22 protein-coding genes and 4 pseudogenes are annotated in these 20,723 nt (G+C 59.4%); 12 read left to right on the forward strand and 14 right to left on the reverse strand.

The features are described 5' to 3' along the window. The 5 genes from AC07O1_RS21245 (at window position 1) to AC07O1_RS21265 (ending at window position 3,255) form a co-directional block, all read left to right on the forward strand. On the forward strand, window positions 1-660 hold the full coding sequence (locus AC07O1_RS21245; RefSeq protein WP_495090009.1) for an NrsF family protein: 660 nt from the start codon (window positions 1-3) through the stop codon (window positions 658-660). 120 nt (window positions 661-780) lie between these two features. Next, window positions 781-1,101, forward strand: a complete 321-nt coding sequence (gene bufA1, locus AC07O1_RS21250; protein WP_494994637.1) for a BufA1 family periplasmic bufferin-type metallophore — start codon at window positions 781-783, stop codon at window positions 1,099-1,101. Between the two features lie 18 nt (window positions 1,102-1,119). Further along, a complete protein-coding gene (bufB, locus tag AC07O1_RS21255; protein WP_495090010.1) occupies window positions 1,120-2,010 on the forward strand; it encodes an MNIO family bufferin maturase in 891 nt (296 codons plus the stop codon). Further along, window positions 1,994-2,797 carry an HvfC/BufC family peptide modification chaperone gene (locus AC07O1_RS21260; protein WP_495090011.1) on the forward strand — a complete coding sequence of 268 codons (804 nt, stop codon included), beginning with the start codon at window positions 1,994-1,996 and terminating at the stop codon, window positions 2,795-2,797. The genes bufB and AC07O1_RS21260 overlap by 17 nt, the downstream gene beginning before the upstream one ends. Beyond that, entirely contained in the window at window positions 2,794-3,255 is a 462-nt protein-coding gene (locus AC07O1_RS21265) for a DoxX family protein (protein ID WP_495090012.1), read from the forward strand. Before AC07O1_RS21260 ends, AC07O1_RS21265 begins: the two co-directional genes overlap by 4 nt. A gap of 526 nt (window positions 3,256-3,781) precedes the next feature. Here AC07O1_RS21265 and AC07O1_RS21270 read toward each other — a convergent pair. From AC07O1_RS21270 to AC07O1_RS21280, 3 genes are read right to left on the reverse strand one after another with little or no spacing between them, the layout of a single operon-like run. Further along, complete coding sequence (locus tag AC07O1_RS21270) at window positions 3,782-4,003, reverse strand: GDCCVxC domain-containing (seleno)protein (RefSeq protein ID WP_495011632.1); 222 nt, start codon at window positions 4,001-4,003, stop codon at window positions 3,782-3,784. 7 nt (window positions 4,004-4,010) lie between these two features. Beyond that, complete coding sequence (gene merP / locus AC07O1_RS21275) at window positions 4,011-4,286, reverse strand: mercury resistance system periplasmic binding protein MerP (protein ID WP_495090013.1); 276 nt, start codon at window positions 4,284-4,286, stop codon at window positions 4,011-4,013. Between the two features lie 9 nt (window positions 4,287-4,295). Next, on the reverse strand, window positions 4,296-4,640 hold the full coding sequence (locus AC07O1_RS21280; RefSeq protein ID WP_495024376.1) for a mercuric transporter MerT family protein: 345 nt from the start codon (window positions 4,638-4,640) through the stop codon (window positions 4,296-4,298). Between the two features lie 77 nt (window positions 4,641-4,717). Here AC07O1_RS21280 and merR point away from each other — a divergent pair, with 77 nt between their 5' ends. Then, window positions 4,718-5,116 (forward strand): mercury resistance transcriptional regulator MerR, encoded by a 399-nt coding sequence (merR, locus tag AC07O1_RS21285; protein ID WP_494994630.1) that lies wholly within the window; start codon window positions 4,718-4,720, stop codon window positions 5,114-5,116. Window positions 5,117-5,266: 150 nt separating this feature from the next. Here the strand turns inward: merR and AC07O1_RS21290 are convergent, their stop codons facing one another. After that, entirely contained in the window at window positions 5,267-5,659 is a 393-nt protein-coding gene (locus AC07O1_RS21290) for a YkvA family protein (protein ID WP_495090014.1), read from the reverse strand. Window positions 5,660-5,706: 47 nt separating this feature from the next. After that, window positions 5,707-6,057 carry a sensor histidine kinase gene (locus AC07O1_RS21295; protein ID WP_495090015.1) on the reverse strand — a complete coding sequence of 117 codons (351 nt, stop codon included), beginning with the start codon at window positions 6,055-6,057 and terminating at the stop codon, window positions 5,707-5,709. A gap of 20 nt (window positions 6,058-6,077) precedes the next feature. Between AC07O1_RS21295 and AC07O1_RS21300 the strand changes: the two are divergent. Continuing rightward, window positions 6,078-6,233: pseudogene (locus AC07O1_RS21300) on the forward strand (mechanosensitive ion channel family protein); the annotation flags it as partial. Between the two features lie 36 nt (window positions 6,234-6,269). Here AC07O1_RS21300 and AC07O1_RS21305 read toward each other — a convergent pair. The 3 genes from AC07O1_RS21305 to AC07O1_RS21315 form a co-directional block, all read right to left on the reverse strand. Further along, window positions 6,270-7,139: a carboxylate/amino acid/amine transporter gene (locus AC07O1_RS21305; RefSeq protein ID WP_494994629.1), complete on the reverse strand. Its 870-nt coding sequence runs from the start codon at window positions 7,137-7,139 to the stop codon at window positions 6,270-6,272. Between the two features lie 211 nt (window positions 7,140-7,350). After that, the gene (locus AC07O1_RS21310) at window positions 7,351-7,950 is read right to left on the reverse strand and encodes an FMN-dependent NADH-azoreductase (protein ID WP_494994628.1); all 600 of its coding nucleotides are present in this window, start codon (window positions 7,948-7,950) and stop codon (window positions 7,351-7,353) included. A gap of 150 nt (window positions 7,951-8,100) precedes the next feature. Beyond that, window positions 8,101-8,418: a 3-phosphoglycerate kinase gene (locus AC07O1_RS21315; RefSeq protein ID WP_495090016.1), complete on the reverse strand. Its 318-nt coding sequence runs from the start codon at window positions 8,416-8,418 to the stop codon at window positions 8,101-8,103. Between the two features lie 49 nt (window positions 8,419-8,467). On the opposite strand from AC07O1_RS21315, the gene AC07O1_RS21320 reads away from it, so the two are divergent. The 5 genes and pseudogenes from AC07O1_RS21320 to AC07O1_RS21340 all read left to right on the forward strand — a co-directional run. Next, entirely contained in the window at window positions 8,468-9,391 is a 924-nt protein-coding gene (locus AC07O1_RS21320; RefSeq protein WP_494994626.1) for a PA3225 family LysR-type transcriptional regulator, read from the forward strand. A gap of 29 nt (window positions 9,392-9,420) precedes the next feature. Continuing rightward, the gene (locus AC07O1_RS21325; protein ID WP_495090017.1) at window positions 9,421-10,224 is read left to right on the forward strand and encodes an alpha/beta fold hydrolase; all 804 of its coding nucleotides are present in this window, start codon (window positions 9,421-9,423) and stop codon (window positions 10,222-10,224) included. Between the two features lie 3 nt (window positions 10,225-10,227). Continuing rightward, on the forward strand, window positions 10,228-10,791 hold the full coding sequence (locus tag AC07O1_RS21330; RefSeq protein ID WP_495090018.1) for a peptidylprolyl isomerase: 564 nt from the start codon (window positions 10,228-10,230) through the stop codon (window positions 10,789-10,791). An 86-nt stretch (window positions 10,792-10,877) separates the two neighbouring features. After that, on the forward strand, window positions 10,878-12,710 hold the full coding sequence (locus tag AC07O1_RS21335; RefSeq protein ID WP_495090019.1) for an ABC transporter ATP-binding protein: 1,833 nt from the start codon (window positions 10,878-10,880) through the stop codon (window positions 12,708-12,710). A gap of 51 nt (window positions 12,711-12,761) precedes the next feature. Continuing rightward, window positions 12,762-12,854: pseudogene (locus AC07O1_RS21340) on the forward strand (aquaporin); the annotation flags it as partial. Between the two features lie 18 nt (window positions 12,855-12,872). Here the strand turns inward: AC07O1_RS21340 and AC07O1_RS21345 are convergent. The 6 genes and pseudogenes from AC07O1_RS21345 to hrpA form a co-directional block, all read right to left on the reverse strand. Further along, window positions 12,873-13,997 (reverse strand): GNAT family N-acetyltransferase, encoded by a 1,125-nt coding sequence (locus AC07O1_RS21345; protein WP_495090020.1) that lies wholly within the window; start codon window positions 13,995-13,997, stop codon window positions 12,873-12,875. Window positions 13,998-14,219: 222 nt separating this feature from the next. After that, window positions 14,220-14,438: pseudogene (locus AC07O1_RS21350) on the reverse strand (porin); the annotation flags it as partial. Between the two features lie 20 nt (window positions 14,439-14,458). Beyond that, window positions 14,459-14,692 carry an anti-sigma factor family protein gene (locus tag AC07O1_RS21355; protein WP_495090021.1) on the reverse strand — a complete coding sequence of 78 codons (234 nt, stop codon included), beginning with the start codon at window positions 14,690-14,692 and terminating at the stop codon, window positions 14,459-14,461. Next, window positions 14,686-15,300, reverse strand: a complete 615-nt coding sequence (locus AC07O1_RS21360) for an RNA polymerase sigma factor (protein ID WP_495011624.1) — start codon at window positions 15,298-15,300, stop codon at window positions 14,686-14,688. The genes AC07O1_RS21355 and AC07O1_RS21360 overlap by 7 nt, the downstream gene beginning before the upstream one ends. 81 nt (window positions 15,301-15,381) lie before the next feature. After that, entirely contained in the window at window positions 15,382-16,503 is a 1,122-nt protein-coding gene (locus AC07O1_RS21365; protein WP_495090022.1) for a beta-ketoacyl-ACP synthase III, read from the reverse strand. A gap of 226 nt (window positions 16,504-16,729) precedes the next feature. Further along, window positions 16,730-20,638: pseudogene (gene hrpA, locus AC07O1_RS21370) on the reverse strand (ATP-dependent RNA helicase HrpA); the annotation flags it as partial. Window positions 20,639-20,723: the final 85 nt, after the last annotated feature.

Below are 20,723 nucleotides of genomic sequence, written 5' to 3' on the forward strand. Positions count from 1 at the left end.
ATGAAAACCGATGAACTCATTGATGTGCTTGCGGCGGATCTGAAGCCGGTTCGACGCCTGCTGCCCCCCGCCTGGCGTTTGATCGGGTGGCTTGCCGTGTCGGTGCCAGTCATGGCGCTTATGGTCGCCGCAATGGGGATGCGTCCGGATATCGGGGTGAAGTTCGCCGAGCCGGTTTTCCTGACGCAGGAACTGGCGTCGCTGGCCACGGCGTTAATAGCTGGCTGGGCCGCGCTCGTCACCTGTGTGCCGGGTGAGCCGGGCTGGAAGCAGTGGACACCCATGGCTCCGCTGACCCTATGGATCGCGACCCTGGGCCATCAGTGCTGGGACGAGTGGATGCGCCTGGGGTTGAGCGGGATGGCGTTTCATTCCGACCTCATGTGCCTGCCGGCCATCGCGATGACCGGCGCTGTCCCGGCACTGGCGATCGTGCTTGCGATCCGGCGTGGTGCACGCCTGCCCGCCCCCTGTGCGGTGTGGTGGGGCAGCCTGGCGTCTGCGGCGCTCGCCAACGTGGCATTGCGGCTTTTCCATCCGGAAGACGCCGCGTTGATGGTGATCGTCTGGCAATTTGGCAGCGTACTGCTATTCATGACCTTGCTTTCACTGTGCCGGCGCTACCTGGTGCCAGAACGGACGGTGTGCGCCCTTCGCTGATCGGGCTGTCTCGCGGCAGGCAATGCGTCCTTCGTGGTCGACCTGTAACCTTTTGCCGCCGCTGACGAAGTATTCGATACCGGTCTCGCATCGAGGCCGCTCACGTCAGGATCCTGAGCTATGAACCGTCGACTTTACGCCGCCACCACGTTGTCTGCCGCGATGGGGCTGGCGCTCGCCATGCAGGGTTTACCGGCCGGTGCGCAGGAGATGAAAGACATGTCGAATGCGCCACCGATGGTGAAAGAAAACATGATGAAAATGCAGAAAAATCACCTCGAAAAATGCTACGGGATCAATGCCGTCGCAAAAAACGACTGTGCCGAAGGCACCCATTCCTGCGCCGGCCAGGCCAGCCAGGCGCGCGACACGAAATCGTTCGTGCTATTGCCCGCCGGGGTGTGCGGCAAGATCGCGGGCGGGGCAATGAAATCCACCTGATCGACGGAGAGCGCGGCCATGAGTCTGTCTCAATCCGGCCGGTGCGCGACGTCCGGCCCGATCCCGCCTTCGGCGGGGGTCGGGCTGCGCTTCCCGCATCATCAGATCTTCGTCGATATCCATCCACCGGTCGGCTGGCTGGAAGTGCACGTAGAAAACTACATGGGGGGCGGCACGCCGCTACACTATCTGGAAACGCTGCGGCGCGACTATCCGGTCTCGTTTCACGGGATCGGCCTGTCACTGGGTAGCGCGGACGGACTCGACCCCATCCATCTCGAGCGCCTGCGCCGTGCAAGCGAGCGCATCGAACCCGGCCTGATCTCGGAACACCTGTCGTGGAGCGTAGTCGGACAGACGTATCTCGCCGATCTCCTGCCACTACCGATGACGGAAGAGGCGCTCGACGTCGTCTGTCAGCACGTCGAGCAGGCGCAGACGCGGCTGGGTCGGCAAATTCTGGTCGAGAACCCTTCAACCTACCTGCAGTTCAGTCATTCGACGATTCCGGAATGGGAGTTTCTGTCGACCGTCGCCGCACGTACGGGCTGCGGGATTCTGTGCGACGTCAACAACATCTATGTGAGCGCGCAGAACCATGGCTGGGATGCGTCGGCCTACCTGCGGGCACTACCACCGGCCGCGATCGGCGAGATACATCTGGCGGGCCACTCAGTCGTGGCGCTCGATTCCGGCGCCATGCTGCGCATCGACGACCATGGCTCGCGTGTCGCACCTGCCGTCTGGGCGCTCTATGAAGAAGCGCTGGCCCGCTTCGGCCCGGTTCCGACTTTAATCGAGTGGGACACCCATATCCCTTCGCTGGACGTGTTGATCGAAGAGGCCACACACGCCGAGCGCTACCTCGCGCATTCAGCGCCAAGGAACGATCATGCCGTCCTTGCGTGAGTTGCAGGATGCGGTGCGGCGCAGCATCGTCGATTGTGACAACGTCGATGCCGTGGCACACGTCGTTGCCAACGGGATCGCTGCGCAGGAGCGTCTGTCGGTCTACCGGAACACTTTCGCGCAAACCCTGATACGCGCGCTTCGCCTGTCTTACCCGGCTGTCGACCGGCTGGTGGGCACTGAATTCTTCGACGCGGCGGCACGCGAGTACATCACGCAGCGGCCGCCCCGCAGCAGCTACCTCAATGAGTTCGGCGGCGATTTTTCGGCCTTTCTCGGACGGTTTGCGCCGTGCGCTTCGGTGCCTTACCTGTCCGATGTGGCACAACTCGAATGGGCCGTCAGCTGCGCCCTCCACGCAGCCGATGCACCGGCGCTGACGATTGCGTCGCTGCGTGCAGTCGAGGCTACGCAATACGCTTGGCTCAGCTTTGTGCCTCACCCATCCGTCAGCATGATTCGAACCGGCTACCCTGCTGACACGATCTGGCATGCGGTACTCATGGATGATGAGGCGGCGTTGACGGCGATCGACCTGTCGGGCTGTCCGACCTACCTGATGGTTCAGAGGAGGGGCTCTGGCGTTCGGGTTGACCGTGTCGACGGGATGGTCTGGCGCTTTAGCCGTGCGCTGTGTTCGGGATGCATGCTGGGCCTTGCCCTCGATGATCATCCCGGCATCGATGCCACTGCTGCACTGGCCAGTCTCCTGGCACAAGGGTGCTTTGCCGGGTTCAGCCAGGCTTCGCAGTCTGGGCCAACTCAATCGCTAACGGAGTTGCCATGAACCACCCGGCTGCGCCGCGCGGGCTAGCCCTCACGTTTTACGTGCGGGCCTTGCACTGGCTCGAGCGCATTCCCTATTGGTTTCTTGCCATTGTGTTGCGACTAGCGGTGGCTACGGTGTTCTGGAACTCGGGCATGACCAAGCTCGCCAGCTGGGACACGGCCGTTGCGTTGTTCACCGACGAGTACCAGTTGCCGCTTCTACCGCCGGAAGTGGCGGCGTATATCACGGTATCGATCGAACTCACGTCACCGGTGCTGTTGATCCTCGGTCTGCTCACCCGGCCCACGGCCGCCGTTCTGCTTGGCATGACCACGGTCATCGAGGTATTCGTCTTTCCACTGGCGTGGCCAACCCATATCCAGTGGGTCGCCATGCTGCTGGTACTGCTGGCGCGCGGCCCCGGCCGACTCTCGCTGGACGGGTTAATTCGCAAGCACCTGCTAGGCGACGCCTGATTGCCGCATTGTCACCAGTGGAGAACTGCGCGTACCCGGTGATACTCATGGATTGCTCTGTTTGATTGATCAGGTGACGGAGGTTGCGTGCGAAGCAGTCAAGCCTCCACACGACCAGAGTGTCGCCTTCGCGTAAAGCCTTTAAGCCGGACAATCCCCCTTCCGTGCCAAGGTCTGATCTTCATAAAAATGTGTCGGAGCGACCCCGGCCGCAACGAAAGCATCATGTTGGTAAGCGTCTAACATCCCTCGTCACGTTGACGTCGACACAACCTGATGTGAATGCACCACGGAACACGCTCGCTTGCCGCCTTTGACGATGGGCGGCTTCTACCTCGAACCGAAGGAACGGCAGATACAAATCGGGATGGCAAAGTCCTGTTGGCTCGCCACAGTAAGACACAGAAAACAACGTCCAATTGATCGCGGTGAGTGCTTGGCTATCAGGTATACCGCCAAGACGGGCGTAGCTTTTTATGCATCTACGCCGGTGTTCAGGGAAAACTTCGGCATGAGGGCTATGTGGTCAGTGCACTGGCGTGCAGCATTCACGCTGCTGCTGGATCGGCGGACACTTCACCGAGCCGAACGAACAGAACACACAGCAGTCGCCCGCATTAGGGCGCAACAGCGCCTTACAATTGCCGCATTCGTAGAAAAACTGGCAAGCGTTGGTAGGCATGGTTTCCAGCTTGGCAAAACCGCATTGCGGGCAGGTCAGCACGGACTCAAGAACGACGGTGTTCATTAAAACCTCACTTATGGACGGTCGAAGGATAACCAGCGTTTGTGGTTGCCCCGGTCAGTGCATCGGGCTGGGACTGGTCAGCGTCGTAGGTGACGATGGCTGTCTTCTTGTCGAAATCGACCTTGACCGAGCTCACTCCGGGAACTTTTTCCAGCGACTTTTTGACCGTGATCGGGCACAGCTCACACGTCATGTTCTGTACATCGAGCGTGACCGTCTGGGGAGTTGCAGCCAGCACTGCGAAGGGGATGGCGGTCAGCATGGCCATGAGTAGTTTGCGCATGAGGGACTCCTAGTAGAACAGTGGGGCCAGTGACGGTACGGCGAGTAGACCGAGCAGCAATATGGCGACGATCCAGAACGTGAGCCGCTGCCGCTTGATGGTTCGAGCGTCGGCGCAGGGCGTACCCGGTGCGCAGACTTGTGGCACCACATAGAGCTTGCGCAAGGCCAGGCCAAGGAACAACAGCGTCAACCCGATAAACAGGGGCCGGTATGGCTCCATGGCCGTCAGGTTTCCTACCCATGCTCCGCCGATGCCGAGTGCTAGCAATATGAGAGGGCCGACACAGCACACCGACGCGCCAATAGCAGCCAGTACGCCCGCGATCAACGAGCCTTTCCCAGTGAGTTGCATCCTGTTCACGCCTTAAATCCGATTGCCCATGTATCATTCTAGATCCCGTACTCAGGTACGGAGTCAAGGAGAATGCAATGGTGACCGAACTGACCATCGGCAAGCTGGCGGAGGCTGCCGACGTGAACATCGAGACGATCCGCTATTACCAGCGGCGCGGTCTGCTGGAAGAGCCCCCAAAGCCGCTTCGCGGTCATCGGCGTTACCCACCCGACACGGTAAAGCGCGTGCGCTTCATCAAGCGGGCGCAAGCCCTCGGTTTCACGCTGGCAGAAGTCAGCGGATTGCTTCGACTCGATGCTGTGCATGCATGTGCCGAGACACGAGCCTTGGCTGTCCGCAAGCTGACCTTGATCAATCAGAAGATGTCCGACCTCGCCGCCATGCGGCAGGCGTTGGGAGGACTGGTTCAGCAGTGTGATGTTGGCAACGACGGGGTGGCCTGCCCAATCATCGACATGTTGGAACGGGAGTAAGAAGTTCAACAAACCGCAGCAAGTGGGCTTACCTGCTTGATGCGCAAAGCACACAGTTATCAACAAGCGCCCTCCTCCCAGAGAAGAGTGAAGGATGCGCCTGTCTCGTTCTACCAAAAACACCCGAAAAGCAATGAAAAACTCTGCTACTTAATAGTGTTTGTAGGCTAACCAAACGCCCGCCAGGGCTACCAGCCAAACTAAAACGATGAGCACCGCCGCCACTTTACTCACTGGGCGCTTCACGTGACGTTCCTCCCACTCGCTAGCCTTTAGCTGACACGCCTCAAGCACAAGCGGCGGCATCAATCGGATAGCGAGCAGAATGCCGAGCGGCAGAATGATTACGTCGTCCAGATAGCCGAGTACAGGAATGAAATCGGGAATGAGATCGATTGGACTCAGTGCGTAAGCCACCACAAAAACGGAGATCCACTTGGGCAGCCATGGGGTTTGTGGATGCTGATAACAAAACCAGAGAACCATGGTTTGACGCTTGAGATTTCTAGCCCAACGGCGTAGGTGTTCAAGGATGCCTTTCATTCAGTGCTCTTGCTTATGGTGGGGAGTGCAGGTCTTTTTCTGACGGATCAATCTGTATGCGTGCGGTATGTCAATTTTGCGGTTGCCGGAAAACTACACAACATCGGGAAGCTGCAAGGTGAAACGGCTTCCGCCATTCGGGTCGGGTTCATGTCGAACTCCCCATCCAAGGTGATCTGCAACACGTTTGACGATAGGCCCAAGCCCGAACCGCCCGTGAAATCATCGTCACCTCGAACAAACCGATCAAAGAGGCGGGCTTGTACTGCATCGGGTAACCCCGTACCGCTGTCCTCCACAACAATTTGAGATGAGCTCAAGTAAATGGTGATGATGCCTTGCTCAGTGTGCTGACAAGCATTACGTAGCAAATTGCTGACCGCAATAGTGACCAGCACAGGTATCGCCGTGACCATCACGTCATCAGGGTGATATCTTCGATTACCTGTTGGCGGTTTTGCCGGAATTTGGTTTGAGCGTGTATCAGCAACCGAGCGGCAATGATTTGCGCGCCGGGTTGTTACCGGCGGTGTTGGGGGGCTACATCCCCGAATCTGAAAAGCGTTCGATGTAATAACACTGCCCTTGCAGGAGCACGGCTTGCCCGCTTCTACGAAGGGCAACCTGCGGCACGCCTCGCACCGAATCGGCTAATCCACACCGCCCCCAGAATCACCAGCCCACCAAAGAATAACCGCCCCAACGTTTCGTGCTGATTCCAGATCAGCAGGTTGATCAACAGCCCCACCGGCACATGCAGGTTGTTCATCACCGCCAGCGTCCCGCCATTGACCAGGCACGCGCCCTTGTTCCACCAGTACAGGCCCAATGCCGTACTCACCAGGCCAAGGAACACCAGCACGCCCCATTGCAACGGCGCCTCGGGCAGGAAATTCGCCTTGCCGAACAGCACAAACGCCGGCAACGCCACTGCCAGTGCTCCCAGATAGAAATAGCCAAAGCGCCGGTAATGCGGCAGATCGCTCGGGTAACGTGCTACCAGATGCTTATAAAACACCTGCCCTGCGGCGTAGGTGAAATTAGCCAGTTGCAGCAACAAGAAGCCCATAAAGAAGTCCGGATTGATCCGGTCATAGCGGATCACCGCCGCGCCGAGCACCGCGACCAATGCCGCCACCAGTGCCCAGAGATTGAAGCGGCGATTCAGCGCATCTTCGATCAGCGTCACGTGCAGCGGTGTAAGAATGGTGAACAGCAATACCTCCGGCACCGTCAACACGCGAAAGCTCAGGTACAGGCAGACGTAGGTCACGCCAAACTGCAACGCGCCGATCAACAGCATCCCGCGCATGAAGGCCGGTTCAACCTGCCGCCAGCGGGTCAAGGGAATGAACACCAGCCCGGCCAGCAGCACGCGCACCAGCACCGCAAAGTAACTGTCGACATGGCCGGCCAGGTATTCACCGATCAAACTGAAGGAAAACGCCTGAATCAGCGTGACAAAAAGTAGATAGCCCATACGCGCCTCGTCTCGAATGGCGGCGACGATAGCGGTTTTGCGACTGGCAGTGAAATCACAGACAAAAAAAACCCGATCTCGCATTGGCGTCGATCGGGCAGGAGCACTCAGGGGCAACAAGTGCAAAGGGAGGTTCGATGCGCGAACCGGCTTGAAGGGAGTGCACAATGGCGCTACTAAACCATCAGGCGATTATCCGGTGATTAACACCTCAGGCGACCTGGGCGAGCCTGGCGTTAGCCTGGTTCAGACCTTTTTCGTGGAAGTCTCCCCCTAGGTTCATGCCTTCGGCGTGAATGAACTCGACGTCGTGGATCCCGATGAATGCCATGACCTGACGCAGGTAGGGTTCCTGGTGATCGGCGGCGCTCCCGGCATAGATGCCGCCACGAGCGGTCAGCACATAGGCACGCTTGCCAGTGAGCAGGCCTTGCGGGCCGGTTTCGGTGTATTTGAAGGTCACGCCGGCACGCAGCACATGGTCCAGCCAGGCTTTCAGCGTGCTCGGGATGGCGAAGTTGTACATAGGCGCGGCCATCACCAACACGTCGGCGGCCAGCAGCTCATCGGTCAATTGGTTGGAGCGCTCAAGGGAGGCGTGTTCGATCTCGTTGCGCTGTTCGGCAGGTTTCATCCAGCCGCCCAACAGGTTGGCATCCAGGTGCGGAACCGGGTTGATCGCCAGATCACGGATGGTGATCTGGTCAGCCGGGTGAGCGGTTTTCCACTGGCTGATGAAGGTTTGGGTCAGTTGGCGTGAAACCGAATCTTGCTGGCGAGCGCTGCTTTCGATGATCAGTACGCGGGACATGGGTTGTAGCCTCCATCGGTGAATGCTGTAAGTCGATGGAGTGGAGATTAAACAGAGTCGTATCGATGAAAAAGCGCAAATAACTGCTATAACCCATCTATAAATTCGTTTATAAGCGGAGCATGCCCGGCAGACCTGCTCCGTGCTGCCTCACTTGGGCGGCGTACAGCTGAGTGCAATCCGCAGCTTGATGATCTTGCGGTTGAACCTGGCCGAGACATCACTGCGTTTACCGGCCTCCACAATGACCCGTCGTGTGCGCGGTGACTCCGGACCATTGCGAAACACCACCGAGCATTCCACCGGCACCGTGCCGTAGTTGTTCAGGGTGATGGCCCCCATGTCGTAGTCGGTTGCGTAAGTGGTGTAGTCAACGCTCAAACCATTGAGCTGCTTCTCGACATCGATAGGGTAGGCAAACGCACTGAGCGGCAGCATCGCCAGCAACACGAAACAGATTTTTCTCATTCGGCAGTCTCCAATATGGACAGCCAGCTTAGGACAAGAGGAGCTCATCTTGAAAGCGCCCCGCGTTACCCTTGATCAATGGCGGACACTGCAGGCCGTGGTCGACCACGGTGGCTTTGCCCAGGCAGCCGAAGCGCTGCACCGCTCACAATCCTCCGTCAGCTATACCGTGGCGCGCATGCAGGACCAGCTCGGCGTACCCCTCTTGCGTATCGACGGCCGCAAAGCCGTGCTGACCGAAGCCGGTGGCGTGTTGTTGCGCCGTTCCCGGCAACTGGTCAAACAAGCCAGCCAGCTTGAGGACCTGGCGCACCACATGGAGCAAGGCTGGGAAGCTGAAGTGCGGCTGGTGGTCGATGCCGCTTACCCGAATGCCCGTTTGGTGCGCGCTCTGACGGCGTTCATGCCGCAAAGCCGTGGCTGCCGCGTGCGCTTGCGCGAAGAAGTGCTGTCCGGGGTCGAAGAGGTGCTGCTCGAAGGCGTCGCCGACCTGGCCATCAGTGGCTTCAGCATTCCCGGTTACCTGGGCACAGAAATGAGTGCAGTGGAATTCGTCGCCGTGGCTCACCCGGAACACCCACTGCATCGGCTGAACCGCGAGTTGAATTTTCAGGACCTGGAAAGCCAGTTGCAAGTGGTGATCCGCGACTCTGGCCGCCAGCAACCGCGGGACGTCGGCTGGCTCGGCGCCGAACAGCGCTGGACCGTCGGCAGCCTGGCCACCGCCGCGACCTTCGTCGGCAGCGGCCTGGGGTTCGCCTGGTTGCCACGGCACCTGATTGAACGTGAACTCAAGGAAGGCCTGCTCAAGCTGCTACCGTTGGACCAGGGCGGCAGTCGTCACCCCACGTTCTATCTGTACTCCAATAAAGACAAACCGCTGGGCCCGGCCACGCAGATTCTCATCGAACTGCTGCGCACCTTTGACACCGCGCCGCTGGATGCGCCCTTCGCCGCCCCACAACAAGCCTGAAACCCGGTAGACCGAACAGGAGTTCCGCCATGGCCTATTTCGAACATGAAGGTTGCACCCTGCACTACGAAGAATATGGTCACGGCGAACCCGTGCTACTGCTACACGGGCTGGGCTCAAGCGCCTTGGATTGGGAGGATCAGATCCCCGCGCTGGCGGCTCGCTACCGGGTGATCGTCCCGGATGCTCGTGGCCATGGTCGCTCCGACAAGCCCCTCGAGCGCTACAGCATTGCCGGCTTCAGCGCCGACCTGATCGCCCTGATCGAGCACTTGAACCTGGGCCCCGCCCATGTGGTCGGGCTGTCCATGGGCGGCATGATTGGCTTTCAGCTGGCGGTGGACCAGCCGCAGTTGCTCAAGAGCCTGTGTATCGTCAACAGCGCACCCCAGGTAAAACTGCAGACGCCGGATGAGTATTGGCAGTGGTTCAAGCGCTGGAGCCTGATGCGACTCGTGAGCATGAGCGCCATCGGCACGGCGCTGGGCGCGAAGCTTTTCCCCAAACCGGAACAAGCCGGGCTGCGTAGAAAAATAGCCCAGCGCTGGGCAAAAAACGACAAACGTGCTTATCTCGCCAGCTTCGATGCAATCATCGGCTGGGGCGTGCAGGAACGACTTTCCCGTATTATCTGTCCAACCCTGATCGTCAGCGCCGACCGTGACTACACGCCGGTCGCGCTGAAAGAGGCCTATGTAAAACTGTTGCCCAATGCGCGGCTGGTGGTGATCGCCGATTCCCGCCACGCGACCCCACTGGATCAACCAGAACGCTTCAACCAAACCCTGCTCGAGTTTCTAACCGCAGTTGACACCACCACCCAGGATCACTGACCCATGCTAAAGAAAATCGCCCTCCTCGCCGGCTCCGCTCTGTTTGCCGCTAACCTGATGGCCGCCACACCTGCCAAGGCGCCGCACGTTTTGCTGGAGACCACCAATGGCCAGATCGAAATCGAATTGGACCCGGCCAAGGCTCCGATCAGTACCAAAAACTTCCTTGAGTACGTCGATAGCGGCTTCTACAACAACACCATTTTCCACCGAGTGATTCCGGGCTTCATGGCCCAGGGCGGCGGTTTCACCGCGCAGATGCAGCAAAAAGACACCAAGGCGCCGATCAAGAACGAAGCCAGCAACGGCTTGCATAACGTACGCGGCACCCTGTCGATGGCTCGCACCTCGAACCCGGATTCGGCCACCAGCCAATTCTTCATCAACGTCGCCGACAACGCCTTCCTCGACCCGGGCCGTGATGCCGGTTACGCGGTATTCGCCAAAGTGGTCAAAGGCATGGACGTGGTGGACATCATCGTCAACTCCCAGACCACCACCAAAAACGGCATGCAGAATGTGCCAGCCGACCCCGTGTTGATAAAGTCGGCCAAGCGCATCGACTAAGCTACACAGGAGTCTTGAGCGGCAGTTCTTTTGAAGTGCCGTTCACATTTTAGAAAGGAGAGCCCGCCTGGCGGGCGTTAGAACCAATGCTCTATCGTCGTTTTGAACAACTGATCGATATTTTCCGCGACGCTCCGACAGCGGCTCCGCCGAACACGGTTCTACCCTTTTACGTTTATTACCTGCGTCAGGTCTGGCCAAGTTTTGCCGCCCTGCTCATCGTCGGCCTGTTCGGTGCGCTGATCGAAGTCGCACTGTTCAGTTACCTGAGCCGGATCATCGATCTGGCCCAAGGCACGCCGAATATCGACTTCTTCAAGATTCACGGCATCGAGCTGATCTGGATGGCGGTGGTCGCCCTCATCCTGCGTCCGTTCTTCGTCGGTCTGCACGACCTGCTGGTGCACCAGACCCTCAGCCCCGGCATGACCAGCATGATTCGCTGGCAGAACCACAGCTACGTGCTCAAACAAAGCCTCAACTTCTTTCAGAACGATTTCGCCGGGCGCATCGCCCAGCGGATCATGCAGACCGGCAACTCCCTGCGCGACTCAGCCGTGCAAGCGGTGGACGCATTGTGGCACGTGCTGATCTACGCCATCAGTTCGCTGGTGCTGTTCGCCGAGGCCGACTGGCGCCTGATGATCCCGTTGCTGAGCTGGATCGCCTGCTACATCGGCGCGCTGTGCTATTTCGTGCCGCGGGTCAAACAGCGCTCGGTGGTGTCCTCCGACGCTCGCTCGAAGCTGATGGGACGGATCGTCGACGGTTACACCAATATCACCACGCTCAAATTGTTCGCCCACACCCACTACGAACAACAGTACGCCCGCGAAGCCATCGAAGAGCAAACGGAAAAGTCCCAGCTGGCCGGTCGCGTCGTCACCAGCATGGACGTGGTCATCACCGGCATGAACGGCCTGTTGATCGTCTGCACCACGGGCCTGGCCCTGTGGTTGTGGACCCAGTCGCTGATCTCGGTCGGCGCCATCGCGCTGGCCACCGGCCTGGTGATTCGCATCGTCAACATGTCCGGATGGATCATGTGGGTGGTCAATGGCATCTTCGAAAACATCGGCATGGTCCAGGACGGCCTGCAAACCATCGCCCAACCCGTCAGCGTGACCGACCGCGAACAGGCCCCGCGCCTGGAAGTGGCACGCGGCGAAGTCCGTTTCGATCACGTCGATTTCCACTACGGCAAGAAAAGCGGAATCATCAGCGACCTCAACCTGACGATCAAACCCGGCGAAAAAATCGGCTTGATCGGCCCCTCTGGCGCGGGCAAATCGACCCTGGTCAACCTGCTGCTGCGTCTTTACGACCTGCAAGGCGGACGAATTCTGATCGATGGCCAGAACATCGCCGAAGTGGCCCAGGAAAGCCTGCGCGAGCGAATCGGCATGATCACCCAGGACACCTCGCTGCTGCACCGCTCGATCCGCGACAACCTGCTCTATGGCAAGCCCGACGCCACCGATGAAGAACTCTGGGAAGCGGTGCGCAAGGCCCGTGCCGACGAGTTCATCCCACATCTTTCCGATGCCCAGGGCCGTACCGGTTTCGACGCCCACGTCGGTGAGCGCGGCGTGAAACTCTCCGGTGGTCAACGCCAACGGATCGCCATTGCCCGGGTGCTGCTCAAGGACGCGCCGATACTGATCATGGACGAAGCCACCTCGGCGCTGGACTCTGAAGTCGAAGCGGCCATTCAGGAAAGCCTGGAAACCCTGATGGAAGGTAAAACCGTGATCGCCATCGCCCACCGGCTCTCCACCATTGCCCGAATGGACCGTTTGGTGGTGCTGGAAAAAGGCCGGATCGCCGAAACCGGCAGCCACAGCGAACTGCTCGCCCACGGCGGTTTGTATGCGCGGTTGTGGCAGCACCAGACCGGTGGGTTTGTCGGTATCGATTGAGCTGCGTGATTGACGCTGACCCTGTGGGAGCGGGCTTGCTCGCGATAAACGATTCAGCAACTGTGGATGTTCTGGCTGGCGCCGATCCTCGGTGCGGTCATTGACGGCGTGACCTGGCGCTGGTTGGGCAAGGAAGACCGCTGATCCAGGGATCAGCGAGGATCAGTCTTGCCTATACGGCAAGGCGGTTCTCGCTTCCTCGGCATACGCCAGCACGCCGAGTCGCTCCTGTTGCAGGAAGTCCTTCACCGCCGCCTTCAAACCCGGATGCCTCAGGTAGTGCCAGGAATGGGTGATCACCGGTTCGAAACCACGAATCAACTTGTGCTCCCCCTGAGCTCCGGCATCGAACCGTTGAAAACCGTTGGCAATCGCGTAATCCATGCCTTGATAAAAGCACGTCTCGAAATGCAGGCGGTCGAACTCCGCCAGGCAGCCCCAATAGCGACCGTAAAAACTGTCGCCACCCACCAGACTGAACGCCATAGCCACTGGCCGTGAACCTTGTTTGGCCAGCACCACGCGAATGGCTTCGGGCATGCGTTCGGCCAGCAGACTGAAAAAATCCCGAGTCAGGTACGGCGCCTGCCGGCGTATTGCGTAGGTATTGGCATAGCAGGCATAAACGAAGTCCCACTGCGCTTGATCAAGTTGCCGTCCTTCGAGCCATTCAAACTCAATGCCCTGCCCTGCGACCTGCTCGCGCTCCTTGCGCATCTGCTTGCGTTTGCGCGAACTCAAGGCGTCGAGAAAGTCCTGGAAATCCCGGTAACCACGGTTTTGCCAGTGGTACTGACAGCCGACACGTTGCAGCCAACCCGGCTGCTCGGCCAGCGCGGCATCGGTGAACGGGTCGGTGAAATTTATATGAGCACTGGAGAGCCCTTCGATTTCCAGATACCCCGGCAGGCTTTTCAGCAACTCGAAGCCATCCTGTGCATTGGCGGCCAACAGACGCGGCCCGCTCACCGGACTGAACGGCACGGCAGTCAAAAGCTTTGGGTAATACTCGATCCCGGCGCGCTCACAGGCATCGGCCCACCCATGGTCGAACACGTATTCGCCGTAAGAGTGCCATTTTCGGTAACTGGGCAATGCAGCAAGTAATCGACCGCCCTCAACATGCAGTAAATGCTCGGGTTGCCAACCGGAGTGCGGACCAAGGCTGCCACTGTCTTCCAGTGCACTGAGGAAGGCATGTCGCAAGAACGGCTGACCGTCGGGCACCAGCGCATCCCATTCTTGAGAGGCGATTGCGGACAGACTCTCCAAACGTTGTAACGGCATCACATTCCCCGACGATCATGACTCACAGACGCGCCGAGTATCGCCCATCTCCGCTGCGGCCGAAATAAAAATACCCCGTCGAGGCGAGGTCAAAACGAAAGGAGCTTTAACGGATGAGAAAGAGCCGGTTTCGGTTTTAAGCCTTGCTTGGAACACGTACTGCACACGAGCTACAAGTGCATCGCCGCTGTCATCACCGTCGTTGTTGGTGATTTTGTCAGTTTCCAGACCGAAGTCTTCGTCGAAACGGCCGGCGCGGAAGGTGACCGGCTTGAAGCCGACGCAGGAAATCGACGCTTCGTCGAAGTAACCGTCGTTCGCAGTCCCCGAGTTATGGGAGAAGTCGTAGTTGATCTGGTATTTCCAATCCTTGTAGGCGGTGCCGCCCAATTCCAGAAAAGCACGACGCAAGAAAGCGGCGTCGGTTGTATCGCCATCCTCGTAGCCGCCTGCGGCAGTGGCTATTGGTTGCTTTTGCGTTCTTCGGCCAGACGTTTGGCCAGGTCGTCAACATCGGGGACGGGAGGTTCAGGCATCACGCGCAAGGTGGCCTGCATCAAGCGCATCTGACGAATAAAGCGCCGGCAGTTGGGGCAAAACATCAAATGATGGCGCACCATCAAACGCTCACGAAAGCTCAACTGGCCATCGAGGTAATCACTGGAACGCGCCACTTGTTCCTGACAGGTCAACATTCGCCGGTTTCCTCAAAATGCTCCACCGTAGCGAAGACTTTCAGCCGTGCCCGATGCAGCAGCACACGAACATTGGAGAGCGAAATCTCCAGAAGATTACAGATCTCTTCCAACTCCAGGCCTTGGCGCTCGCGCAGCAGCAACACACTGCTTTGCAGTTCAGAGAGGCTCAGCAAGGTATGTTCCAGGCACTCGCGCAGCTCATTTTCGGTGAGCAGGGCATCGGGCGTGTCCTCGTGCCAAGCGAACGGAGCCACTAGCCAGTGACCGTCACCTGGGGAAAACCGCTCATCCCCAATCGTGCCGTGGGGCGACGGTAAATCATCCAGCAGGACTTCCCGACGGTTTTGTTTGTAACGGCTTTTTGCAGAGTTGGCGGTGATGGTCAGCAGCCAGGTCTTGAGGCTCGAACGCCCCTGAAACCCGGCCAGGTTACGCACGACCGACAGCCAGGCGTCCTGCACCACTTCGTCGGCATGGCGGTTGCCGACAATGGCATAGGCCACAGCGCGCATGGCGCTCTGGTAAGTGTTGACCAATTCCTTGTAAGCCCGCTGCTCACCCACCAGCAAGCGTTCGAGCAGTTGCGTGTCGTCAGCTGCGGCCATTCATGCCTCGTGCCATAAACCATGACTCCCGTAGGAAGCGAGCTTTTGTGGCGAGGGGGGCTTGCCCCCGCCTCACACAAATCAACGCTTACGCAGAATCACGCTACCAATCGAGTAACCCGCGCCAAACGAGCTGAGCACCGCCAGCGAGCCGCTCGGCAAATCGTCCTGATTCTTGTGGAATGCAATCACCGACCCTGCCGAGCTGGTATTGGCGTAGGTGTCGAGAATTACCGGGGCTTCTTCGACCGAGGCTTCACGGCCCAGCAGTTTCTTGACGATCAGGTGGTTCATGCTGAGGTTGGCCTGGTGCAACCAGAAGCGCTTCACGTCGCTGACGCTGAGCGTGTTCTCTTCCAGGTGGGTGGCGATCAGCTCTGCCACCATCGGGCAGACGTCACGGAAAACCTTGCGACCTTCCTGCACGAACAGCTTGTCGGGAGCACCGACGCCCTCTTCGGCTGCGCGGTTGAGGAAGCCGAAATTATTGCGGATGTTGTTGGAGAACCTGGTCAGCAGTTTGGTGCCGACAACATCGAACTGGTACGGCGACGTTGCCAGATCGGCACGCTCGATGATCACTGCCGTCGCGGCGTCGCCAAAAATGAAGTGGCTGTCGCGGTCGCGGAAGTTCAAGTGGCCGGTGCAGACTTCCGGGTTGACCATCAGAATCGCCCGGGCCTGGCCGAGCTGGACACTGTTAGCGGCGGCCTGGATGCCAAAGGTCGCCGAGGAGCAGGCCACGTTCATGTCAAATCCGAACCCCTGAATACCCAGCGCCTCCTGGACTTCGATGGCGATGGCCGGGTAGGCCCGTTGCAGGTTCGAGCAAGCAACGATAACGCCGTCGATGTCGGCGGCGGTCTTGCCGGCGCGCTGCAAGGCTTGCTCGGCGGCACCGACGGCCATTTGGCATAGCACCGACCATTCGTCGTTGGAACGCTCAGGCAGACGCGGCGCCATGCGCTGCGGGTCAAGGATGCCTTCCTTATCCATGACGAAGCGGCTTTTGATCCCCGAAGCCTTTTCAATGAAGGCAGCACTGGATTCGGTCAGCGCCTGAACTTCGCCGCGCTCGATGGCAGCGGCGTTATCGACATTGAACTGCTGTACATAGGCATTGAAAGACTGCACCAGCTCTTCGTTGGAGATGCTGTTGGCCGGGGTGTACAGGCCGGTGCCGCTGATGACGACGTTATGCATGCTCATATCTCTAATCTGTTCAGGCAGAAAGCATTGGCACTGACGTACCAACACGTAAAGGGTCTGATCCCGTCAGAGGGGATGAAACCTTGCGTCGCTTTATTCCAATCAGCCCAGGCTGCGAAGGCTCAAATCTGCGGGGCCGGCGTTTATGACTGCGAAGTTTGCCATAACCGCAGGCATTTGGCCCCTTTTTGCAGGATGAAACGCCTGCCACAAACTCAGCGGCATGCCTGTAGGAGCACGGCTTGCTTAAACGCTTGTCGGAGATTGGTACCCTGGTCCCCAATTGTTGGGCAAACAACGAAACCCGGTACTCCTCCAACCACCAGCGATACAGCTCCAGCTGCGGATCGCGCTTGCCTTCCTGGGCGTGTTTGTTGGCCCGCGCCTGGTATTGCGTCCACAACCCGGCCAGTTCGGTACTCCAGACCCGATCCTTTTGCACCTGGCTTGGCAGTTTCTCAAGGCGCAACTCGATGGCTTTGAGGAAACGTGGCAGTTCCTTAAGCCAAACAGCCGGCGTTTCGCGGACAAAGCCTGGATACACCAGCTGACTCAATTGTTGCTTGATGTCATTGAGGGCCACCGCCTGCGCCAGGTCGATCTTGCCTTTGAAGCGCTTTTGCAGACCGTGCCAGAGCTTGAGCGTCTCCAGCGTCAGTTTCGCCAACCGCTCGGCGTGCTCGGTCCAGGCGCCACGCTTGCGTTCAGCCAACGCAGCCAGCCCGGCGCCATCGCGCGGCAGGTTGGCTTCGCCGTCGAGAATGCAGCTATCGAGGCTGGCCAACAGGATGTCTTCCACCAGGCTTTCGATACGCCCCAGCTCGCGGTACAGCAAACCCAGCTCGGTCATTCCCGGTAATTTTCCGCGCAGGAATTTCGCCGGCTCGGCCAGTTGCTGCATCAACAAGCGCTGTAAAGCCCGGCGATGCTGGAACTCGGCCTCGGCGGCGGTGGAGAATCGTCCTTCCTTGACCGTACCGCCCTCTTCCACCAGCGCCGGATAAACCGTCATCGACAACCCGGCGATCTTCTGTTGGGTTTTTTCGGCCACCGCGGCGAAGACCCTGGCCTCCACCGGCTGCTGGCTTTTCGCTGTTTGCGGCACGGCCAGCGCGGCCTGGCTGGCCTCGGCGAAACGCGCGGTCAACTCGGCCAGGTCACGACCTTCGCCAAGGAACTTGCCCTGACCGTCGACAATCTCCAGGTTCATCCGCAGATGGCCTTCAACCTGCTGAGCCGATTCGGCCCAGGCTTCGTCGCTGACCCGCGCACCGGTCATGCGCAGCAATTCACGTCCCAACGCGTGAGGCAGTGAGCCGTCGGCAAAGGTGATGCGCTGCAACGCGGCTTTGACGAAGTCCGGTACTGGCACAAAATTCTTGCGCAGCGCCTTGGGCAAGTTGCGCACCAGTGCGATGCACTTGGCTTCGATCACTCCCGGCACCAGCCATTCCAGGCGCTCGGACGGCAGTGCCGGCAGCAATGGCGCCGGCACCCGCAAGGTCACGCCGTCACGTGGATGGTTGGGCTCGAAGTGGTAGCTCAAGGCCAACGCCAGATCACCCAAATGCAAGGTGTCCGGATAATGCGCAGCGGTCACTTCACTGGCCTCGCGGGCCAACACGTCTTCTTCGCGCATGACCAGCAACTGCGGGTCTTTCTGGCTGTGGATGCGATACCAGCTGTCGAACGTCGCAGTCTGGTGGATATCGGCTGGCAGCCGCGCATCGTAGAACGCGAACAGGGTTTCTTCGTCAGCCAGGATGTCGCGGCGGCGCGCCTTGGCCTCCAATTCGTCGAGTTGCTCGAGCAGTTGCGTGTTGGCGGTCAGGCACCTGGCTCGGGACTGGATTTCCCCGCGTACCAGGCCTTCACGAATAAACAGCTCACGGGACAGTACTGGCTCGATCGGCCCGTAATGCACCGGCCGCCGGCCAACCACGATCAGCCCGAACAAAGTGATTTGTTCGAAGGCGACAACCTGCCCGCGCTTCTTCTCCCAATGGGGTTCGAAGTGGTTCTTCTTGATCAAGTGCCCGGCCAGCGGTTCGATCCAGTCAGGTTCGATCTTCGCCACCATCCGCGCGTAAAGCTTGGTGGTTTCCACCAGTTCTGCGGTCATCAGCCATTGCGGGCGCTTTTTCCCAAGCCCCGATGAAGGGTGAATCCAGAAGCGTCGTTGGCGGGCACCGAGGTAATCGCCGTCTTCGGTCTTCTGACCGATCTGGCTGAGCAAACCGGACAGCACGGCTTTGTGCAGTTTCGGGTAATCCGCCGGTTCTTTATTAAGGCTCAGCTGCATGTCGCGGCAGATCAGACTCAGCTGCCGATGGGAATCGCGCCATTCGCGCAGACGCAGGTAATTGAGGAAGTTCTTGCGGCACCAATTGCGCAGCGGACTGGCAGTCAGGGCCAGGCGCTGCTCTTCAAAGCCACGCCACAGATTGACCAGACCGGCGAAGTCCGAGTCCACGTCTTTCCACTGCGCGTGGGCCTGATCGGCGGCTTGTTGACGCTCCGGTGGGCGCTCGCGCGGGTCCTGGATCGACATGGCACTGGCGACGATCAGGACTTCCTGCAAACTGCCCAACTTGGCGGCTTCCAGCAGCATACGGCCCATGCGCGGGTCCACCGGCAGGCGCGCCAGTTGCCGACCCAGCGGTGTCAACTGGCTTTCGCGATCGACCGCCGACAGCTCTTGCAGCAGGTTGAATCCGTCGCTGATGGCCTTGCCATCCGGCGGTTCGATAAACGGGAAATCGGTGATCTCGCCCAAGCGCAGATGCAGCATCTGCAGGATCACGGCCGCCAGGTTGGTGCGCAGGATTTCCGGATCGGTAAATTCCGGCCGTCCGATAAAGTCTTCTTCAGCGTACAAACGAATGCAAATGCCCGGCTCGACCCGTCCGCAACGACCTTTACGCTGGTTGGCGCTGGCCTGGGAGATGGCTTCGATCGGCAGACGTTGCACCTTGGCGCGGTAGCTGTAGCGGCTGATTCGCGCGGTGCCACTGTCGATCACGTAGCGGATGCCCGGCACCGTCAGCGAGGTCTCCGCAACGTTGGTCGCCAGCACTACACGACGCCCCGGGTGAGACTGGAAAATTCGCTGCTGCTCGGCTGGTGACAGCCGTGCGTACAGCGGCAGGATTTCGGTGTGTTTGAGCTGGGCCTTGCGCAGCATGTCTGCGGCGTCGCGAATTTCCCGCTCGCCGGGCAAGAACACCAACACATCGCCAGGGCTGCGGCGTTCGCTGCGTTCATACGCGGCGATTTCGTCGAGGCTCGCGAGGATCGCCTGATCCACCGTCAAGTCGTCTTCGACGCGGTTACCCTCTTCGTCCTGCTCCAGCGTTAGCGGGCGATACCAGGTGTCCACCGGGAAGGTTCGGCCGGAGACTTCGACAATCGGCGCGTCATTGAAGTGTTTGGAGAATCGCTCCAGGTCGATGGTCGCTGAGGTGATGATGACTTTCAGGTCCGGGCGACGCGGCAGCAGGGTTTTCAGGTAACCGAGCAGGAAGTCGATGTTCAGGCTGCGTTCGTGGGCTTCGTCGACGATGATCGTGTCGTAGCGCTCGAGGTAACGGTCGTTCTGGGTTTCGGCCAACAGAATGCCGTCGGTCATCAGTTTGATCAGGGTGTTCGAATCGCTCTGATCTTCGAATCGCACCTGATAACCGACCAGCGCACCCAGCGGTGTCGCCAGCTCTTCAGCAACCCGGCTGGCGACGCTACGAGCGGCGATACGGCGTGGCTGGGTATGGCCGATCAGGCCGTACTGACCGCGCCCGATTTCCAGGCAGATTTTCGGCAACTGGGTGGTTTTACCCGAGCCGGTTTCGCCGGCGATGATCAGCACCTGGTGCTTGAGCAGCGCCTCTTTGATTTCGTCACGCTTGGCGGCAATCGGCAGGCTGTCGTCATAACGAATCAGCGGCAGGCTGGCACGCCGCGCCACGACCCGTTCACAGGACGCCTGCATACGCGCGACCCACTGGGCCAGCTTGTCCTCGTCAGGTTTTTTGCGCAGCTCAAGCAACTGCCGCCGCAGCCGGTGACGGTCGGCAAGCATGGCGTGATCGAGGTTTTTCAGCAGTTGGTCGATAGCGGGCAATTCGTCAGTCATCAGGTACGCAAAAGTCGTCTAGTGGTGCAGGGGGCCGATTGTCGCAGATTTGGTGTGGATTGCGGGTGCCTGATCGTTCCCACGC

The organism is Pseudomonas sp. GW821-FHT07G10 (assembly GCF_059418545.1).

What these genes read in the sequence shown, in the direction of transcription:
- AC07O1_RS21305 (WP_494994629.1), bottom strand. Translation starts at nt 7,139, where the DNA reads ATGGGCTATCTACTTTTTGTCACGCTGATTCAGGCGTTTTCCTTCAGT.
- AC07O1_RS21270 (WP_495011632.1), bottom strand. Translation starts at nt 4,003, where the DNA reads ATGAACACCGTCGTTCTTGAGTCCGTGCTGACCTGCCCGCAATGCGGT.
- AC07O1_RS21260 (WP_495090011.1), top strand. Translation starts at nt 1,994, where the DNA reads ATGCCGTCCTTGCGTGAGTTGCAGGATGCGGTGCGGCGCAGCATCGTC.
- AC07O1_RS21280 (WP_495024376.1), bottom strand. Translation starts at nt 4,640, where the DNA reads ATGCAACTCACTGGGAAAGGCTCGTTGATCGCGGGCGTACTGGCTGCT.
- AC07O1_RS21345 (WP_495090020.1), bottom strand. Translation starts at nt 13,997, where the DNA reads ATGCCGTTACAACGTTTGGAGAGTCTGTCCGCAATCGCCTCTCAAGAA.
- AC07O1_RS21290 (WP_495090014.1), bottom strand. Translation starts at nt 5,659, where the DNA reads ATGAAAGGCATCCTTGAACACCTACGCCGTTGGGCTAGAAATCTCAAG.
- AC07O1_RS21330 (WP_495090018.1), top strand. Translation starts at nt 10,228, where the DNA reads ATGCTAAAGAAAATCGCCCTCCTCGCCGGCTCCGCTCTGTTTGCCGCT.
- AC07O1_RS21245 (WP_495090009.1), top strand. Translation starts at nt 1, where the DNA reads ATGAAAACCGATGAACTCATTGATGTGCTTGCGGCGGATCTGAAGCCG.
- AC07O1_RS21325 (WP_495090017.1), top strand. Translation starts at nt 9,421, where the DNA reads ATGGCCTATTTCGAACATGAAGGTTGCACCCTGCACTACGAAGAATAT.
- AC07O1_RS21355 (WP_495090021.1), bottom strand. Translation starts at nt 14,692, where the DNA reads ATGTTGACCTGTCAGGAACAAGTGGCGCGTTCCAGTGATTACCTCGAT.
- merP (WP_495090013.1), bottom strand. Translation starts at nt 4,286, where the DNA reads ATGCGCAAACTACTCATGGCCATGCTGACCGCCATCCCCTTCGCAGTG.
- merR (WP_494994630.1), top strand. Translation starts at nt 4,718, where the DNA reads ATGGTGACCGAACTGACCATCGGCAAGCTGGCGGAGGCTGCCGACGTG.
- AC07O1_RS21335 (WP_495090019.1), top strand. Translation starts at nt 10,878, where the DNA reads ATGCTCTATCGTCGTTTTGAACAACTGATCGATATTTTCCGCGACGCT.
- bufA1 (WP_494994637.1), top strand. Translation starts at nt 781, where the DNA reads ATGAACCGTCGACTTTACGCCGCCACCACGTTGTCTGCCGCGATGGGG.
- AC07O1_RS21265 (WP_495090012.1), top strand. Translation starts at nt 2,794, where the DNA reads ATGAACCACCCGGCTGCGCCGCGCGGGCTAGCCCTCACGTTTTACGTG.
- AC07O1_RS21365 (WP_495090022.1), bottom strand. Translation starts at nt 16,503, where the DNA reads ATGCATAACGTCGTCATCAGCGGCACCGGCCTGTACACCCCGGCCAAC.
- AC07O1_RS21360 (WP_495011624.1), bottom strand. Translation starts at nt 15,300, where the DNA reads ATGGCCGCAGCTGACGACACGCAACTGCTCGAACGCTTGCTGGTGGGT.
- AC07O1_RS21310 (WP_494994628.1), bottom strand. Translation starts at nt 7,950, where the DNA reads ATGTCCCGCGTACTGATCATCGAAAGCAGCGCTCGCCAGCAAGATTCG.
- bufB (WP_495090010.1), top strand. Translation starts at nt 1,120, where the DNA reads ATGAGTCTGTCTCAATCCGGCCGGTGCGCGACGTCCGGCCCGATCCCG.
- AC07O1_RS21315 (WP_495090016.1), bottom strand. Translation starts at nt 8,418, where the DNA reads ATGAGAAAAATCTGTTTCGTGTTGCTGGCGATGCTGCCGCTCAGTGCG.